Annotated in this window: 16 protein-coding genes and 1 other RNA gene; 11 read left to right on the top strand and 6 right to left on the bottom strand. The window is 52.7% G+C overall.

All coding sequences use genetic code 11. The features are described from left to right. Positions 1 to 239: 239 nt before the first annotated feature. Positions 240 to 1772, top strand: a complete 1533-nt coding sequence (locus FKW19_RS13265) for a glucoamylase family protein (protein WP_089179746.1) — start codon at positions 240 to 242, stop codon at positions 1770 to 1772. Positions 1773 to 1820: 48 nt separating this feature from the next. Here FKW19_RS13265 and FKW19_RS13260 read toward each other — a convergent pair whose 3' ends face one another. The 4 genes from FKW19_RS13260 to ssrA all read right to left on the bottom strand — a co-directional run bounded on the left by FKW19_RS13260 (position 1821) and on the right by ssrA (position 5004). Beyond that, on the bottom strand, positions 1821 to 2213 hold the full coding sequence (locus tag FKW19_RS13260; RefSeq protein ID WP_006115077.1) for a VOC family protein: 393 nt from the start codon (positions 2211 to 2213) through the stop codon (positions 1821 to 1823). Between the two features lie 60 nt (positions 2214 to 2273). Continuing rightward, a complete protein-coding gene (locus FKW19_RS13255; protein ID WP_006115076.1) occupies positions 2274 to 3926 on the bottom strand; it encodes a fumarate hydratase in 1653 nt (550 codons plus the stop codon). A gap of 46 nt (positions 3927 to 3972) precedes the next feature. Next, complete coding sequence (locus FKW19_RS13250; RefSeq protein ID WP_089179745.1) at positions 3973 to 4509, bottom strand: SspB family protein; 537 nt, start codon at positions 4507 to 4509, stop codon at positions 3973 to 3975. A 167-nt stretch (positions 4510 to 4676) separates the two neighbouring features. After that, positions 4677 to 5004, bottom strand: a transfer-messenger RNA (tmRNA) gene (gene ssrA, locus FKW19_RS13245). A gap of 120 nt (positions 5005 to 5124) precedes the next feature. Here ssrA and thyX point away from each other — a divergent pair. The 3 genes from thyX to FKW19_RS13230 all read left to right on the top strand — a co-directional run bounded on the left by thyX (position 5125) and on the right by FKW19_RS13230 (position 6739). Next, on the top strand, positions 5125 to 6033 hold the full coding sequence (thyX, locus tag FKW19_RS13240; RefSeq protein WP_035352263.1) for an FAD-dependent thymidylate synthase: 909 nt from the start codon (positions 5125 to 5127) through the stop codon (positions 6031 to 6033). Positions 6034 to 6055: 22 nt separating this feature from the next. Beyond that, positions 6056 to 6334 carry a hypothetical protein gene (locus tag FKW19_RS13235; RefSeq protein ID WP_089179744.1) on the top strand — a complete coding sequence of 93 codons (279 nt, stop codon included), beginning with the start codon at positions 6056 to 6058 and terminating at the stop codon, positions 6332 to 6334. Between the two features lie 123 nt (positions 6335 to 6457). After that, positions 6458 to 6739 (top strand): hypothetical protein, encoded by a 282-nt coding sequence (locus tag FKW19_RS13230; protein ID WP_089179743.1) that lies wholly within the window; start codon positions 6458 to 6460, stop codon positions 6737 to 6739. Between the two features lie 79 nt (positions 6740 to 6818). On the opposite strand, the gene FKW19_RS13225 is transcribed toward FKW19_RS13230, so the two are convergent. Next, positions 6819 to 7934 carry an Mrp/NBP35 family ATP-binding protein gene (locus tag FKW19_RS13225; RefSeq protein WP_089179977.1) on the bottom strand — a complete coding sequence of 372 codons (1116 nt, stop codon included), beginning with the start codon at positions 7932 to 7934 and terminating at the stop codon, positions 6819 to 6821. 157 nt (positions 7935 to 8091) lie between these two features. Here FKW19_RS13225 and FKW19_RS13220 point away from each other — a divergent pair, with 157 nt between their 5' ends. From FKW19_RS13220 to FKW19_RS13195, 6 genes are all read left to right on the top strand, one after another. After that, positions 8092 to 9303 carry an OpgC family protein gene (locus FKW19_RS13220; RefSeq protein ID WP_089179742.1) on the top strand — a complete coding sequence of 404 codons (1212 nt, stop codon included), beginning with the start codon at positions 8092 to 8094 and terminating at the stop codon, positions 9301 to 9303. 33 nt (positions 9304 to 9336) lie between these two features. Beyond that, positions 9337 to 9972 (top strand): SGNH/GDSL hydrolase family protein, encoded by a 636-nt coding sequence (locus FKW19_RS13215; RefSeq protein WP_089179741.1) that lies wholly within the window; start codon positions 9337 to 9339, stop codon positions 9970 to 9972. 132 nt (positions 9973 to 10104) lie between these two features. Beyond that, positions 10105 to 11637 carry a DegQ family serine endoprotease gene (locus FKW19_RS13210; protein WP_089179740.1) on the top strand — a complete coding sequence of 511 codons (1533 nt, stop codon included), beginning with the start codon at positions 10105 to 10107 and terminating at the stop codon, positions 11635 to 11637. Next, a complete protein-coding gene (locus FKW19_RS13205; RefSeq protein ID WP_006115067.1) occupies positions 11638 to 12666 on the top strand; it encodes an aromatic acid exporter family protein in 1029 nt (342 codons plus the stop codon). Between the two features lie 101 nt (positions 12667 to 12767). Further along, positions 12768 to 13763: a quinone oxidoreductase gene (locus FKW19_RS13200; RefSeq protein WP_089179739.1), complete on the top strand. Its 996-nt coding sequence runs from the start codon at positions 12768 to 12770 to the stop codon at positions 13761 to 13763. Positions 13764 to 14228: 465 nt separating this feature from the next. Continuing rightward, complete coding sequence (locus FKW19_RS13195; protein WP_063354704.1) at positions 14229 to 14924, top strand: hypothetical protein; 696 nt, start codon at positions 14229 to 14231, stop codon at positions 14922 to 14924. Between the two features lie 125 nt (positions 14925 to 15049). Here FKW19_RS13195 and ilvD read toward each other — a convergent pair whose 3' ends face one another. Then, complete coding sequence (gene ilvD / locus FKW19_RS13190) at positions 15050 to 16918, bottom strand: dihydroxy-acid dehydratase (protein WP_063354703.1); 1869 nt, start codon at positions 16916 to 16918, stop codon at positions 15050 to 15052. Positions 16919 to 17182: 264 nt separating this feature from the next. Here ilvD and pstC point away from each other — a divergent pair, with 264 nt between their 5' ends. Next, complete coding sequence (gene pstC, locus FKW19_RS13185; RefSeq protein WP_063354702.1) at positions 17183 to 18166, top strand: phosphate ABC transporter permease subunit PstC; 984 nt, start codon at positions 17183 to 17185, stop codon at positions 18164 to 18166.

The raw sequence follows: 18166 nt of genomic DNA, 5'->3' as shown, positions 1-18166 counted from the left end.
AGAACTTGTTTTCAGGTGCGGGCGGAAAGTGCTTTATGCGTTTTCCGCTTGTGCGCACCGCAAAAAATCTATCCTGAAAAGCATTGTTTTTGCATGCTCTGTGTTTCATGCTCACGTTTGTGGGAACTTTGCACAGTTGCTGGAATGTTTTCATGCGTCTTGCATACAAGCCGTGGCAGTGCGGTTTTGTAACGTAATGGTCGGGGCGGTTTGGGGTAACAATCGGATTTTTGGCGGTTATGAAAACAAAGTGCGTGCCTGATGTATGGAAAAGTAAAAAGCCGGATATTTCTGAAAAAAGAAAATCTTTTCTAAAAACAGGGGCTTTGCTCCTTGCCGGAAGCCTCTTTGTTGGCGTTGCCAGTATCAGTGGGCAGGCCTATGCGCTTGCACCTTCTGGGCAGGCACCACAGGCTTATGTTCCCACACCGGCTGATGTGGCGATGGTATCGGATCTGGAACACCGTACATTCCAGTGGTTCTGGGATTCAGCAGATCCGGCTACGGGGCTTATTCCAGATCGCTATCCATCAGATCAAAAGCAGGATAGTGTTGCTTCCGTAGGCTTTGGCCTGACTGCTTATGGTATTGGTGTTAAGCGCCATTATATTTCGCGGCAGCAGGCTGTAGAACGTACGCTTACAACGCTGCGCTATATGTGGAAACTACCGCAAAATGAGAGTGCGGACAAAGCTTCTGGTTATCACGGGTTTTTCTATCATTTTCTGGATAACCGCACAGGCTTGCGTCTGAATCCGGATATTGAACTTTCCAGTATTGATACCGCATTATTAATGCAGGGTGTTCTGTTCTGTCGTAATTTTTATACGCAGGATACAACGCAGGAAAAAGAAATTCGCCAGCTTTCAGACCAACTTTTTAATCGGGTGGACTGGCAGTGGATGGAACGTCCCGACCATCGGTTGAGCATGGGGTGGTCACCCGAGCATGGTTTCCTTCCCAATTACTGGGAAGGGTACAGCGAAGGGATGATGCTGTATATTCTTGCTTTAGGTGCCCCAGAACATGGCTTGCAGCCTGCTTCTTGGCAGGCGTGGTTGGCAACAAATGATAAGCGATGGGGCGAGGAATACGGGCAGACATTCCTGAATTTTGCGCCGTTGTTTGGGCATCAGTATTCCCACGCGTGGATAGATTTCCGTGGCATTCAGGATAATTGGATTAGCAGCAAGGGCATTGATTATTTTGAAAACAGCCGGCGCGCTGTGTATGCACAACGTAATTATGCTGTGTCTAACCCCGGTAAATGGCAGGGATACGATGCCAATACATGGGGCCTGACAGCCAGTGATGGCCCCGGCGATGTGACCAAAACAGAAAACGGGCAGACACGCCATTTTCTGTCTTACAGTGCACGCGGTGTTGGGCGTGATTATACGCAGGATGATGGCACCATTGCCCCAACGGCAGCCGGTGGTTCTGTTGCCTTTGCGCCAGAAATTGCTATTCCAGCGCTACGCACCATGAAAAGCAAATACGGAAATCATATTTATGACAAATATGGTTTTGCAGATTCGTTCAATCCCAGCTTTCATGATGCAAAGCAGGATTACTGGGCGGATAATACTTACCTGGGTATCGACCAAGGGCCTATTTTGCTGATGGTGGAAAACTGGCGAAGTGGCCTTGTGTGGGAGACAATGCGGCAAAGCACCGTTATTCGCCGCGGCCTGCTTCAAGCTGGTTTTCATGGTGGGTGGCTGCAACAGGTTGCGCAACAACCTTCATCAATCGTGCGCCGTAAAGGCTGAAAATGACAGGCTTCCCTCTTTTATAAAACTTAAGAGGGAAGCCATTTTTTAACCTTGATAAGATGCAATTTCGATAAGATTTTCATCCGGATCATGGCAGTAAACGGATGTAATAGGGCCTAATGCACCCAGACGTGCCACGGGGCCTTCTACAATGGTCACACCGCAGGTTTTTAGGTGTTCGCAAACATCTTCACTGGTAATGGCAGTTACAAAACATAAATCGTTTCCACCGGGTAGGGCGTGGGTGGCAGTTTCCCACCCTTCGGCGTTGTAAGGGCGCAAATTAAGTTTTTGCCCCCCAAAACGTAACGCCGTGCGATTGTTACGGCCATATTCTTCCCGATCCATCCCCAGCACGCGCTGGAACCATGAGGCAGAAATTTCTACATCCCTTACGGTCAGCACCACATGGTCTAACCGATCTACTGTAAAACGCATGAAACCGCATCGCTCCCTTGCTGTTGGCCCCTTTGCAGCAAAGGGGCCAAGGCTGCTGTCTTACAACTCAGCGTAGAAGTCGTTGCCCTTATCATCAATAACAATAAACGCAGGAAAATCTTCTACTTCAATTTTCCAGACAGCTTCCATACCCAGTTCGGGGTATTCCAGCACTTCTACTTTGCGGATGCAGTCTTTAGCCAAGCGTGCGGCAGGGCCGCCAACAGACCCCAGATAGAAGCCACCATATTTCTGGCAGGCATCCTTTACGGCCTTGGAGCGGTTGCCTTTAGCCAGCATGACGTAGGAACCGCCATTGGCCTGAAGTTCTGCTACGTAAGAATCCATACGGCCAGCAGTTGTGGGGCCAAAGGAGCCTGTAGGCATGCCAGCCGGCGTTTTGGCCGGTCCTGCGTAATAAACGGGATGATCTTTTAGATACTGCGGCAGGCCTTCGCCTTTTTGCAGGCGTTCGCGGAATTTGGCATGGGCAATGTCACGCGCAACCACCACGGTACCTGTAAGAGCCAAACGGGTTTTGACGGGATATTTGGAAAGCTCCTTACGGATTTCATCCATCGGCCGGTTCAGGTCGATTTTGATGGCTTCGCCTTCCAGATGTTCATCTGTGGTTTCAGGCAGGAAGCGGGCAGGGTCATGCTCCAACTGTTCCAGAAAGAAACCTTCGGCTGTAACGCGTGCCTTGATTTGCCGATCTGCCGAACAGGAAACGCCAATGCCAACAGGCAAAGATGCACCGTGCCGGGGCAGGCGGATAACGCGCACATCGTGGCAGAAATATTTACCACCAAACTGTGCGCCAATGCCCAACTTGCGGGTAAGTTCCAGCACCTTCTGTTCCATCTCAACATCACGGAAGGCGTGGCCGGTCATATCCCCTTTGGTTGGAAGGGAATCGTACCAGTGGGTGGAAGCCAGCTTAACTGTTTTGAGTGTCTGTTCAGCAGACATACCGCCAATAACAATGGCCAGATGGTACGGCGGGCAAGCAGATGTGCCAAGCGTCTTGATTTTGGTGTCCAGCCAATCCAGCAACTGCTGTTCAGACCCCAGCAGGGCGCGTGTTTCTTGGAACAAGAAGGTTTTGTTAGCAGAGCCCCCCCCCTTGGCCACGAACATCAGATCCATCTGTTCATCGTGCTCACCAGCGGGGCTGGCAAAAAGATCGCACTGAACGGGCAGGTTGGTGCCGGTGTTTTTTTCATCAAACATAGTTAGCGGCGCCATCTGGGAATAGCGCAGATTGGTGCGTGTATAGGTTTCGTACACCCCCTTGGAGAAGGCAACTTCCTCGTTCCCTTCCACCCAGACGCGCTGGCCCTTTTTGCCGAACACAATAGCGGTGCCAGTGTCCTGACACATGGGCAGCACGCCACCTGCTGCAATGCAGGCATTTTTCAGCAGATCAAGCGCCACAAAGCGGTCATTATCCGAAGCTTCGGGGTCTTTCAGAATGGAAGCAAGCTGCGCCAGATGTGCTGGCCGCAGAAAATGCGCCACTTCATGAAAAGCCTGCGCTGTTAGTTCTGTAAGGGATTCGGGGGTAACATGCAGCACGGTTTTGCCACCGCACTGTGATGTGCTCACACCCGCAAGATCCAGCTTGCGATAGGTGGTTTTATCCTCTCCCAGCGGGAATAGGGGAGAATAGGCAAATTCCGGCACCGGGGGGCGAGGGGGCTGGCTGGTCATTTCTTCGTGTCTTCTCCGTCAACCTGGCCCCGTTTGCGCCGGGGCTTCAGGCGGGTGATGGTCCTTTCTTGCGGAAAGCGTCAAGACTCACGACCTGTGAGGACGAGTCGCTTTCCTCCGGCCTGTCCTGTTCGGGCTGGCCAGTGGTGGGTTCTTCCGGTGTGGGTTCCTCCGTTGGCTCCATGGCAGCAAAATGCAGGCTGAACCTTACGGCAGGATCAGCAAACCCAGTAATGGCCTGCACGGGAATAACCAGTATGGAGCCAACACCCCCAAAGGAAAGGCCGACAGAAACAGTTTTGGCTGCCCGGTCCACCTTCAAATCCCAGAACTGGTGCTGGAGCACGATGGTCATTTCATGCGGATACTGGGCGCGAAGTCGGGCAGGAATATCCACGCCGGGAAAATCCGTAAGGAAAGTCAGATAGAAATGGTGCTCTCCTGCAAGCCCTTCACGGCTCACATGTTCGAGCGCATTCAGCATCACGCTGCGTGAGGCATCGTTCAACCAGCGTTCATAAGGCAGCAGGCTGGTGGCCGGGAAAAGGGATTCGTCCTGTGTGGGGTCGTGGTCATCAGCCATATCATTTGCTCCTTGCCGCCACCGGGGAGACCCCGGCTTTTTGATCGATATCTATATAACGCAGGGATGCGCGAAAGATCACGCAAGCGCAAGCACGCCGGGCATGTTTGTTGCAACACCAGCCATGCAAGCCGTGGTGTTTGAAGCAGAACTGAACGGGGAAATGAGGTGGGAGGGCTTCTGTTGCCCGGTGCCCTCCCGAACCGCGCTTATCGCTTATGCAGCGACAGCGAGCACCTCAGTGTTATCATTGGCACTTGTAAAAATAGCCCGATAACGGTGGTACAATACCGGGCAAAAAGAATATCTTTACTGCGCGTGTCGAGCCTATTTCGTCCCCATCTGTCCAAACCTTTACAGGCTGAATGATTGGTGGAGACGCCGGGTACCGCCCCCGGGTCCACTACGCCTATTCCATACCCCGTTTATTGCCATAGTCAGAAGCGAACTTCTCACACCCCAAACATAGGAAGTCCGGTAATGGATTGCAAGCGGAATTAACCCTTTCTCCCTCTTTCCTATAGTGCGTTGTGTACGTAAAATACCCGCGTTTCGCGGGGTGGTCGCTATTGGCTCAGTTCCGTGTTTTGCAAAGATTTTAGTAAGGGCCAGACCATGTCACTGACCGACGAACAGCGGGCGGAAATAGCAGCTCACGGGCAGGAAACCTTTGCCACGCGCAGGCCTACCGTGCCGGCGCTGGAAGCTATGCTGTATGAACCGCAGGAAGTGCTGGATCATGGGTTCTTGCGTGTTATTGACTATATGGGGGACGATGCTGCCATTGTGCAGGCTGCACGCGTTTCATACGGTCGGGGCACCCGCAAGGTTTCAGAAGATGCGGGGCTGATCCGGTATCTGATGCGCCATCGCCATTCCTCACCGTTTGAAATGTGTGAGATGAAATTTCACGTCAAACTGCCGATTTTTGTGGCGCGGCAGTGGATTCGCCATCGCATGGCCAGCGTGAATGAATATTCGGCACGCTATTCCATTCTGGACAGTGAATTTTATCTGCCTGCGCCAGAGCATATGGCCGCCCAGAGCGAAGTAAACCGGCAGGGCCGAGGGCAGATTCTGGCCCCAGAGCAGGCAGCAGAGGTTTTGGATATCCTGCGTGATGATGCCATGCGCACGTATCGTGATTACGAAAAAATGCTGGATGCGGAAAATGGATACGGTTTGGCGCGTGAACTGGGGCGTATTAATCTGACCCTGAACACCTATACCCAATGGTACTGGAAAATAGACCTCCATAACCTCATGCACTTTCTGGCCCTGCGGATAGACCCGCATGCGCAGTATGAAATCCGGGTTTATGCAGAAATCATGCTGAAAATTCTGCATGCATGGGTGCCGGTAACAGCCAGCGCCTTTGAAGAATATCGCCGTGGTGCTGTCACGTTCTCGGCAACAATGATGCAGGTTTTGCGCCGTATGCTGGCTGGAGAAACAGTAGAGCAGAAAGGTTCTGGCCTTAGCCGTCGTGAATGGGATGAAATGCTGGCCAGTTTGAAAGGCTGATTGCTAGAGTGTTATCCTGATCATGATAAACAAGCCGGATGATACAGATGCATCAAAGGGGGGAACGCCATTCTTTGAGCAGATTGTGCAGGAAGGCCAGCAAAGCACAACGCTACGGAAACCTTTGAAGGCAGGACATTTGCCGCCACTATGGCCTTTTGTGGTTATTGCTGTAGCGCTTGTAGTTGTGTGGGGTGTTCTGTTTTTGAATGCTCCACCCACCAAAGATAATTGGCACTTTCAATTCTGTGATCATGAGCAAGGTGGAATGAAAAATATCTGCCCTCAGCTTGGCCGGTAAGGATGTCATGCAGAAGGGCAGGTGAGGATATGTCTTTCAACCTGCTTGGGTTTGTGAGTATTTTTAAATGTACAAATCCTTAATCTTGGCATGTTACAAGTGCTTGGAAAATTCTGAAATTTAATGGAGTATAGAATGACACATTTTATGCGGCGTATCTCTATGGTATTTTCTGGTGTGGCCATGATCGGGCTGGCATATCCTGTTCATGCAGACACATTGCGGGATAAGCAGACAGAAGCCTGTAAAGGGGATGCTGTGCGCCTTTGTGCTCTGGCTATTCCCAATGAAAAGAAAATTACAGCATGTATGGAACGTAAGCAGGATAAGCTCAGCCCTAAGTGCCGGGCTTTTTTCAAAAAGGGTTCAAAAACATCTCCGGCACATAAGCCGAAATCCAAATAAACTGTTTGTTGGGTTTATAGAAAAAACAGGCCTTTCCCTTATACTTAATGGAAAGGTCTGTTTCTGCTTTTAAAATTGTTTACTTTTGTATCTGTGGTCGCAGCATCTCTGCAACTGTATGTGCAATGTGGCGCCACGCTTTGGCGCCTTCACCATCCGGGTTTTCAATAATGCCAGGCACGCCTTTGTCTCCGCTGGCGCGAATGTCTGCCAGCAGAGGGACTTCCCCAAGGAAAGGTACGCCCATGGCTTCGGCTTCTTTTTTGGCGCCGCCGTGGCCGAATAGTTCTGTGTTGTGTCCACAGTTCGGGCAGCAGAAATAGGACATATTTTCAATTAGCCCCAATACGGGCACATTTACTTTTTCAAACATTGTCACCCCACGGCGCGCATCAATTAGCGCGATATCCTGCGGAGTGGACACAATAACAGCCCCAGTTAGAGGCACTTTTTGCGTAAGAGAGAGCTGCGCATCCCCAGTGCCGGGTGGAAGATCCACCACCATCACGTCCAGATTTCCCCATGTCACATCTGTCAGCAGTTGGTTGATGGCGCCCATCACCATGGGGCCTCGCCAGATCATGGCGGCCTTTTCATCTACCAGCATGCCAAGGGAAACAGCCTTGATGCCCCATGCTTCAACGGGTTGCAGCTTGCCATCTACAACTTCAGGCTTGCCCCTTGCGCCCAACATGCGGTGCAGGGAAGGGCCGTGAATATCGGCATCCAGCAGACCAACTTTCAGGCCCTCCAAACCAAGCCCAACAGCCAGATTGGTTGCGGTGGTGGATTTGCCCACGCCGCCTTTGCCCGAAGCTACGGCAATAATGGTTTTTACACCGGGAAGAATAGGGGCATTGCCATCAGCGGGTGTCGTGCCCCCTAAAGGGCGATGTCCGCCAGATGTTGATTTAGGTTTGGCTGCTGCTCCGGCGGGGCGATGTGCGGTGAGAATGATGCTTGCACTTTGCACACCCGGGAGTGTTTCTAGTTGGCGGGCTGCACCATCACATAAAGCAGAAATTGTTTGGGCGTGTTCGCGCGCGACAGCAAAGGCCACAGAAAGTTTGCCTTCTGTGAGTGAACAGCCTTCCAGATGCCCATAAGCCAGCAGGTTTTTGCCCGTTTGTGGGTCTTTTACATTTTCCAGAACGCGCGCGATGTCCTGAGAGGAAATGGAGGGAGGCTGGGCCACAATTTTGCTCCTGTTGAAGGTAATGAGGTTTGGTGTGTTGGCAACAGCAAGCATGGCTTGCCGTCAAGAGGCAACGCTGCGCGGGATGGTGTGCAGGCTTAGAGTGTTTCCTGCGTGTGACAGATTTTTTCTGGCACAGAACAGATGAGGCCGGTAGATGACGCACATGGTAAATGCAGTGGCGGATGGCCGGGTGAACAAAATGACCTCACAGGCTGAAAAAACTTCAGGATCTGGTGTTGTTTCTGCACAGCCACCCAAGCCTGTTGCGGGCCGAGGGCGAGATCATCGGATTGATGCCATGCGTGGTGTGGCGTTGCTGATGATGTTTATAGACCATATCCCTCAAAACCTGCTCAACCGTTTTACCATGCGCAATGTCGGGTTTGCAGATGCGGCGGAAGTATTTGTGCTGCTTGCAGGGTATGCATCGTGGTTGGCATATGGGCGTGGCTTTAGAAAATACGGTGTAACCACAATTCTAAAGCGGATTTTTCGCCGGTGTGTGCAGCTTTATATTGGCCAGACTATTATGGTGGCGGCTTATGTCTTCACCGTAAGGGCATGGCGTCATTTTACTCCGGTTTCAGTCGATTATCTGGAGCCTGAACTGGCACATGGCATGGGCTGGGTCTGGCGTGTGATGATGTTTGATGCCTTGCCCAGTAACCTTAACATTTTGCCTCTTTATATTGTTCTGCTGGGCGGGTTCCCACTTTTTTATGTGCTAATGCGTGTGCATCGCTCACTCGCGCTCGTGCTTTCTGGTGCCGTATGGTTGTTCGTTAATTTTGATCCGGAAATAAACTTTCCTAACTGGCTGGACCCGGATGGGTGGTACTTCAACCCGTTTGCATGGCAGTTTCTGTTTGCGCTGGGTCTTACGGCCTCAGCCGAAACCGAGCGGCGTGGGGGGGATCTGCCGCAGAAGCGGTTACTGGTGATAGCCGGCATGTTGTATCTGGCGTTTTCTGCCATTCAGGCTTTTCCGTGGACATTGTGGGGGCTGCCAGATTTCCGCCCGTTTGGAGATTCCATAGCGCCTGCTAAAACATGGCTTTCTCCGTTTCGTCTGCTGGATGTTGTGGCCATTTTTTATCTGGTTCAGTCCTCAGATAAAGCGCGGCAGTGGGCGGCGGAAAGTAAGCTGGGGCAAATTCTGGCACGGGTTGGCCGTCATTCCTTGGAAATCTTTGTGGTGGGCACGGTGCTGGATCTGTACGCACGGCTTATTTTTAGCACGTTTGGTGAAGGTTGGGGCTTACAGGTGGCGGTCAACATTGTGGGGCTGGCTGTGCTGTTCTGGCTGGCCGCTTGGCTGGATGCCCGCCGTACACGCCAACGGGCTGCATTGGCTGCCAGTAAGTAATACAGTGCCAGCGATTGTTGTGAAGGAAACACCATGTCCTTAACCAAGGTTTCTTCCCTACCGCATGTGGCCCAGCTTTTGCGGCACAAAAAGCCAGTAAGAATAACGTTGTTTGGATCTTCCTCCACAGAAGGGGTAGGTGCCTCATCACTCGCTGCCAGTTATGCAGGTGTTTTTGAGCAAAAAATGAGCGCTGCGGTGCCTGATAAGCTGGAAGTCATCAATCGCGGTATTGGTGGGCAAGGGGCCATGCAGATGCATGCACGGCTGGCACAGGTTCTGGCAGACAAGGCAGATCTTGTAATTTGGCAAGGCGGTGTAAATGATCCGCTAACAGGCATAAATCTGACAGATTTTGAACAGATAACGCGGGATGATCTGCTTGCCCTGCGTGAAAATGGAGCAGACGTTGCGCTCATGGATTTGCAATGGTGCCGTTTGTTGGATGAATGCCCCGTGGCGCCAGCTTTTCAGGCATCGGTGCATGCGCTGGGGCAGGAACTGGAAATGCCTGTGTTCCCACGTTTTGAGCTGATGAAGCTGTGGAGCAAAGCATACGGTTTAGGGCGGGAAGATCTTTCCCCCGATGGCATTCATATGGGTGATACGGGCTACCGCCTGTTAGGTGAGGCCGTGGCTCAGTGGGTGTTGGATTTAGCGGCGGAATAACGGCTTCAAATTGGGTCGATATGGGCAGAACAAAAAACCGCATGTGTAAATCGGGCTGACCTTTCAGTATGTTCATGCCATAAACTCACAATATCCTTTCCTGCCGCTGTCTGACAGAAAGACTGTTTCTTCATGCGTATATCTGCCCGTTTTGCCCGTGTTTTTTCTCTGTCTGGTCTTTTGCTGGCGGGGGCAAGCTTTGCGTATCCTGCGCAGGCAGATCAGGCTTCCACGGCTGCGCCACCTGTCGTGGTTGCGCAGCGTGTGCCGGAAAGCTTTGCAGATCTGGCGGCAAAGCTTTTGCCTGCTGTGGTGAATGTTTCCACTACCCAGACAGTGCGGGCAGATTCGGACGATGATGATGAAGATGACCAACTGCCACAGATGCCCAATTTTCCGCAGGGCTCTCCGTTCGAGAAGTTCTTTCATGATTTCATGAACAGGCAGACCGAGCCAGATGCACCGCCACGGCGGATGCAGGCATTGGGGTCTGGCTTTATTATTGATCCTACCGGGTACATCGTGACCAACAACCACGTTATTCGTAAGGCAGACCGTATTACGGTTACCTTGCAGGATAACACGGTACTAACGGCCAAGGCTGTTGGGCATGATGATAGAACAGATCTGGCACTGCTGAAGGTGGAAAGTAAAAAGCCTCTGCCTTTTGTGCAGTTCGGTAATAGTGATAGCCACAGAGTGGGGGATTGGGTGCTGGCTATTGGTAACCCGTTTGGTTTGTCTGGCACGGTTACGGCAGGTATTATTTCCTCACGCGGGCGCAATATTGACCAAGGCCCGTATGATGATTTCATCCAGACAGATGCGCCTATCAACAAAGGCAATTCCGGTGGCCCGTTGTTTGATATGAATGGGCAGGTTATTGGCGTAAATACAGCCATTTATTCGCCCTCCGGCGGATCTGTTGGTATTGGGTTTGCCATTCCTTCCAACGAGGCCCGCAATGTGGTCGAGCAACTGCGTAAAACCGGCAAGGTTTCACGCGGGTGGCTGGGAGTGAGAATCCAGAATGTTACGCAGGATATTGCGGATGGTCTGGGGCTTACGCCTGCCCGCGGCGCCTTGGTGGCCGGGGTGGAAAAAAATGGCCCCGCTGCCAAAGCGGGCTTGCAGACCGGGGATGTTATTCAGGCGCTGAATGCGCAGCCGATTGAAGGCAAGGCATTACCACGCCTTTCTGCCCAATTGCCGGTAGGCAGTGTGGCTCATCTTGGCGTATGGCGGCATGGTAAAATCTTGGATCTGCCTGTCACTATTGCAGCATTGCCAGAGCCTGCGGCTGATACGCCGCAGAAACCAGCGGCCCCATCTAAAACCAAGGAAACTATTAGTTTTGCAGATTTTGGTTTTTCTGTTGGTGTGATTGATACAGCAGCCCGGCAGAAATACGGCCTGTCTGCAAATCAGAAAGGGGTGCTGGTGACATCGGTGCAGGATGATGGTCTTGCCGCAGACCGAGGGTTAAAGCCCGGAGATGTGATTACCGAAGTGCAGCAGGCAGAAGTCAATACGCCAGCAGATCTGAAAAAACGGATTGAAGCAGCCAAGAAGGACAAAAAGCGTTCAGTGCTGCTGCTTGTGCATGATTCGGATGGTTTGCGCTGGATTCCGTTTTCCTTAACGGGTGAAGATACGTCTCAATAAATGGTTCCATTTTCTATTCAGGCGCCATGGCTGAACAATGCTGTGGCGCGGCAGACTGTACGGCTGCTGAGTGCCGTTGGTCTTTCTGGCTTTATGGTGTGGCTTACCAATCTGCAGGAGCCGGGTTGGGCCATTATTACCTCCGTCATTGTCACGCAAAACAGCATTACGGACACTATTTCCAAAGGGCGGGATCAGATTGTTGGCACCCTGATTGGAGCGGTTGCCAGTATTGTACCCATTACGCTGATGATGTTTTTGCGTTGGCCATTATGGGAGGCCTTTGCAATCGCCTTTATTCCACTGGCCGTGTTGGTCAGTTGGAAGCCCGCAGCACGCATGGGCGTGGTTACGCTTATGATTGCCACTTTGTTTCCATCAGAAGGAGATCCTTACCTCCGGCCTATTGAGCGCGTGTTGGCTATTCTGATCGGGGTAGGTGTTTCCACACTGGTAACGTACGTTGTGCTGCATGAGCAGGCACGACGAGATGCCTTTCGCAACGCTGCGGAAACAGTGACGCAAATTGTGGCCATGCTGCAAAAAGCCCGCTCTGGAAATACAGACTGGGTGACCATTCAGGACATGAATGATGATTGCGCGGCATCGTTGCGCAAGGTTCAGGCTGCGTTGGAAGAGGCGCGGCGCGAACACTGGAAACCGTTGGAGCAACGAGACCCCATGCTGGCGCAACTGCCCAAGGAAGTGCGGCAATTGCAAATGGATGCATTGGTGGTAGCGCGCGCCATGCTGCGTTTTCCACATTCAGGCTCCACTATCCCTCCACAACAGGTGGCCACCATTAGTGCTGGTCTGCTGCGTGGGTTCCAATGGGTTATTCAGCGCTGCAATGATGAAGCCACTGCCCGTTCAGGTAATGATAGCCGTGTGGCGGCAGAAGTTATTTCTGCCCTTCCAGCAGAAGATGAAACGGCAGACCCCATCATACGTTTTGTTGTGGGAATCCTGCTGACGGATTTGAAGCATATTATCAGTTTTCTGGGTGAGGATGACGCAGACCGCCCCTGATTTTCAGGAAGGCAGGCCCTGCATGTCTGGAACGCTATAAACTTATTGGCCGCTGTGTTGCTTGGAAACATGACGGAGGGGCATGCAGCGGGCAGTGGAAAATGAGGCAAGAAATGGCAAGTGATCTCAACACAGTTGTGCGTGTACATCACACAGGGCCACCAGATGTATTGCGTGTTGAAACGCTTCCTGTTCCTCAGCCTCAAAAAGGGGAAGTGCTGCTACGGCAGGAAGCCATAGGTGTTAATTTTATAGATACCTATTTTCGTTCCGGTCTGTACCCGTTTCCAACTTTGCCAGCTATTCCGGGGAATGAGGGCGCAGGCGTGGTGGAAAAAGTGGGTGAAGGGGTACAACATCTTCGGCCCGGTATGCGAGTTGCTTATGCCGGAGCTTTGGGGGCCTATGCCCGTTATCGCACCATTGCAGCAGACAGGCTGGTGGTGCTGCCAGATGCTATTCCATTTGAGATTGCTGCGGCAGTTACCTTACGTGGCCTTACGGCCCATATGTTGTTGCGCCAAGTTTATCAGGTTCGTACAGGACAGGATATTTTGGTTTATGCCCCGGCAGGGGGTGTTGGGCAGCTTGTGTGCCAATGGGCGCGGCATCTGGGTGTGCGGGTGATAGGCGTAACCTCTACAGAGGAAAAAGCGGCTATTGCTAAGGCTTGCGGTGCAGCAGATGTTGTTATTGGCATATCAGATTTACCTGCCCGGATACGGGAACTGACTGACGGGAAAATGGTACCCGTTGTATATGACAGCATTGGGCGAGATACTTTTGAAACCAGCCTGAACTGCCTTGCGCCACGTGGGCTTCTGGTCAGTTATGGTAATGCATCCGGGCCGGTGACAGGGGTATCTGTAGGTACCTTAAGTGCCCATGGAAGCTTGTATCTGACACGCCCATCTTTGATGACATATATTGCAGACCGCAAGGAGTTGGAGGTCGGGGCGCAGGAACTGTTTGCAATGGTAGAGCAGGGGGTGTTGAAGCCAGCAATTGGCCAACGCTTCCCGCTTGCAGAAGCCGAGCAAGCGCATAGGGCGCTGGAATCGCGCAGCACAACAGGTAGTACGATTCTGACAGTCTAGATTTTTGCGCAGCTGTCATGAACATATGCCAACATTTGTTTCAATGGCATGACGTGCAGGCCCGTATAGGGTAGGGTAACTTATCTGCCTGATTGTAACGGGCGGAATAGATCAAGGATAACAAAACATGTCCAAGTGTGCGGTTAAGTGCCCGAAATCTCCGTGTGTGCGTGGCCTTCTGGTTGCCGGACTGATTGCAACAGTGGTGTATTTTCTGCGTAAGAAGAAGTCCTGCGCATAAAATTTGCTTCTTGCAGATTTCATGCAGCAAAGCCCGTCTGGTCTGCCAGACGGGCTTTCTGTTTTCTGATCGCGTCGTTGTCAGACACCATAACATGGCGTCATGGCTTGTGTTATGGTGAAACCATTGTATCACGGGCATTAAAATAACCCAGTGTCTGGCGCATGGCTGCATCAGACTGATGTTGGAAAGGATTAAGAGCGTTGCATCCTCTCGTTTCCCGTATGTCTTCTTTGGTCACAGGTTCTGTGGCTGTGTGCACGCTCGCTGTAGCTGGCTTAGCTGCTGCTCCTTCCGCAGCTCATGCTCAGGCTTCCGTGCTTTTGAAAAACCAGACCGCAACCGCTGTGGTTGAAACAGTGGACCGTGATGCGCGTGAAGTGCTGCTGCGTGAAGGCAATGGGCATCTGATCACCATTGAATATGGTAGTGCTGTGCGTGATCTGCCGCATCTGCATGAAGGTGATCACCTCAAAATTCGCTTTGTGGAAACACTGGGTGCCCAGATGGCTCCTCCAGGTAGCCCGCTGCCCGAATCCACACTCACAACTGCCCGTGGTTATGCGCACGGCCACCCGCGTGGTGTTATTGCAGCTTTCAATCGTGAACGTGGCACCATTAAGGCGATTGACCTGAAAACCCACACGGTTTCTTTTGTAACGGACGATAGCGCGCTGCATGTTGCCGTTTTGCGTACGCAGGCTATGCAGGATTTTCTGGCGACTCTGAAAATTGGTGATGTGGTGGATATTACCCGTGCGGAATCCATTTCTTACGTCATCACCAATGAAAACGTGCCCCAGCCGCCCACCAGTGGGCCGCAACTTGCCGCTCCGGGTGGTGATAGCGTAGCAGCCCCTGCAACACAGGCGGCTCCTGCTGCTGCTCCGCTTGAAGCTCCGGCAGCAGCAGGGCAGTAAGAGTTTATCTGCGTGGATATCGTTTTTTTGAGGTGATATCCGGTCTGGATGAAACGGCATGAAAAAGCCCCGGTGGATTTTTCCACCGGGGCTTTTTGTTGCTTAATGTGCTGAAAAGCTGTGTATTAACGCGGTGTCCGCCGCGTAAGCTGGCTTACATCTCTTACGGCACCACGGGCTGCGCTGGTGGTCAGGGCCGCATAGGCCTTCAGGGCGTTGGAAACCACACGGTCACGCTTGGGCTGCCATGCCTGATCACCCAGATCATCCATACGTGCCCGGCGGTCAGACAATTCGCTTTCCGGTACAGCTACAGCCAGTTTGCGGTTGGGGATATCAATTTCAATAATATCGCCTTCCTCTACCAAACCGATAACCCCGCCTTCGGCTGCTTCAGGGGAGATATGGCCAATAGACAGGCCGGAGCTTCCGCCCGAAAAGCGACCATCTGTAATGAGGGCGCATTTTTCAGCCAACCCTTTGGATTTCAGATAGCTGGTGGGGTAGAGCATTTCCTGCATGCCGGGGCCGCCTTTGGGGCCTTCGTAGCGGATCAGCACCACATCACCGGGTTTGATCTTGTCGCCCAAAATGGCGGAAACAGCGGCATCCTGACTTTCAAAAATACGTGCTGGCCCAGAAAATGTTTCCAAGCCAGCCGCAACACCTGCTGTTTTAACAATAGCGCCATCTTCGGCCAGATTGCCGTACAGAACAGCCAAGCCACCATCCTGATTATACGCATGTGCGCCATTACGGATGGCACCGTTTTCTGTATCCATATCCAGTTCATGATACTGGCTGGACTGCGAGAATGCTTCTGTAGTGCGCACCCCGCCCGGAGAGGCGCGGAAGAAGTCTCGTGCTGTGGTGTTGGTTTCAGCACCTGGTGCGCGGATATCCCAATTTTTCAAGGCTTCAGGCAAGTTGGCGGCATGCACCATGGGCACATCGCGATGCAACAGGCCCAGCCGATCCAGCTCACCCATAATGGCTGGAATACCACCAGCGCGGTGCACATCTTCCATATGCACATCTGGGCGGGAAGGAGAAACCTTGCACAGATGCGGCACCTTGCGGGAAAGGCGATCAATGTCCTTCATCGTAAAAGGCACATCGCCTTCATGGGCGGAGGCCAGAAGGTGCAGTACGGTGTTCGTAGAGCCGCCCATGGCGATATCCACGGACATTGCGTTTTCAAACGCATCCATTGTGGCAATGCTGCGTGGCAGCACGGAGGTATCGTCCTGCTCATAATAACGCCGGGCCATATCCACAATACGCTGGCCTGCTTCTACAAACAGGCCGCGGCGTGCGGAATGTGTGGCCACAAGGCTGCCATTGCCGGGTAGGGAGAGGCCCAGTGCCTCGGTTAGGCAGTTCATGGAATTGGCCGTGAACATGCCAGAGCAGGAGCCGCAGGTGGGGCAGGCGGAGCGTTCAATAGCCAGCGAATCGGCATCGCTTACATTTGGGTTGGCAGCAGAAACCATGGAGGTCACAAGGTCTGCGCGCTGTTCAATATCCGCCAATGTTACGCGCCCGGCTTCCATTGGGCCGCCGGAAACAAAAATAGTGGGAATATTCAACCGCATGGCGGCCATAAGCATGCCCGGCGTAATTTTATCGCAGTTGCTGATGCACACCAATGCGTCTGCGCAATGTGCATTCACCATATATTCCACAGCATCAGCAATTAGCTCGCGCGAGGGCAAGCTGTACAACATGCCGCCGTGGCCCATGGCAATGCCATCATCCACCGCAATGGTGTTGAACTCACGGCCAATTCCACCAGCTTCTGCAATGGATTGGCACACAAGCTGGCCCATATCCTTAAGATGAACATGGCCGGGCACAAACTGGGTAAAGGAGTTGGCAACCGCAATAATGGGTTTGCCAAAATCGGAGTCTTTCATCCCGGTGGCGCGCCACAGGCTACGAGCGCCTGCCATGTTGCGCCCGTGTGTGGTGGTGCGGGATCTGTAACCGGCCATGGTGGGGTCTTCTCTCTGGTTTCTGTCTGCTGTGTGGTTCCGGAGCAATCTGGCTTCCGCCAGATATATGGGGGCTGCACATTAGACTACAAAGAAACTTCTGTCAGGCCGGGATTGTGGCTAGACCGCGGATAGTGGTTTTTCCTGCTACAGTTTTGTGACAAATCTGCTTTTACCCAGCTTTCTTGCGGGGGATATGTTGCAGGAGACGGAGGCGTTCAGTATTCCTCCTCGCATCCGGCGGACGTTCGGAACGGAGAGCAGATGGAAATTTCCGCAAGGCAGCCCCTGCCCGCAACAAAAAAGAACCACCCAGCCGGAGGTGTTCGCACAGCAGATCCTTTCTTCAGGATGCTGGTGATAGCAACCGGTGTTGGTGTTCTGGTGGTGCTGGGGGCCATTATTGGCGTGATGGCAGTAGGGGGCTGGAAAGCCTTTGCTGTGTTTGGGCCTGAATTCCTTATATCTGCGGTGTGGAACCCCGTTACCCAGCACTTTGGGGCAGCGGCACCCGTTTTTGGCACTATTGTCAGCAGTGCGATGGCGCTTGTTGTGGCGGTGCCATTGGCTTTTGGGACTGCATTCTGGCTGGCAGCCCTTGCGCCTCCGGCAGCGGCGGCTTTTATTGGCATGGCTGTGCAGCTTCTGGCTGCTGTTCCTTCCATTATCTTCGGGATGTGGGGCTTTTTTGTGGTGGTGCCGTTGGTTGCCCACTATGTGCAGCCTACAGCGCGGCATCTGTTCGGGCATGTGCCTGGGCTTTCTGCGCTTGTGGCAGGCGCACCGTTTGGCACCGGCCTGTTCACTGCCAGCCTTATTCTGGCGATTATGATTACGCCTTCCATTACCGCCGTTATGCGGGATGTGTTTGTTTCCATGCCCACGGTATTGCGTGAAAGTGCCTACGGGTTGGGCGCAACGCGCTGGGAGGTTATGCGCAACGTGGTGCTGCCGTGGTCTCGGCAGGGTGTGATTGGCGCTGTTGTGTTGGGCATGGGCCGTGCCATGGGTGAAACAATGGCTGTGACCTTTGTTATTGGGGATAGCAACCATATTGGTTGGTCACTTTTTGCACCGGCCAACACCATTGCCTCTCTTATTGCTCTGGAATTTCCCGAAAGCCCGGCAGGGAGCCTGAAGCTGGCGTCTCTTATGGCGCTGGGGGCTATTCTGATGGCGATTTCGTTCCTGACACTCTGGTTCTCTCGCTGGCTTCTGGCCCGTGGGCAGAAAGCTGCGGGAGGTTAA

It is taken from the genome of Acetobacter sp. DmW_125128 (assembly GCF_008704325.1).
Taxonomy (GTDB): Bacteria; Pseudomonadota; Alphaproteobacteria; order Acetobacterales; family Acetobacteraceae; genus Acetobacter; species Acetobacter oryzifermentans.
This window is presented reverse-complemented; position numbering and strand designations above follow the sequence as displayed.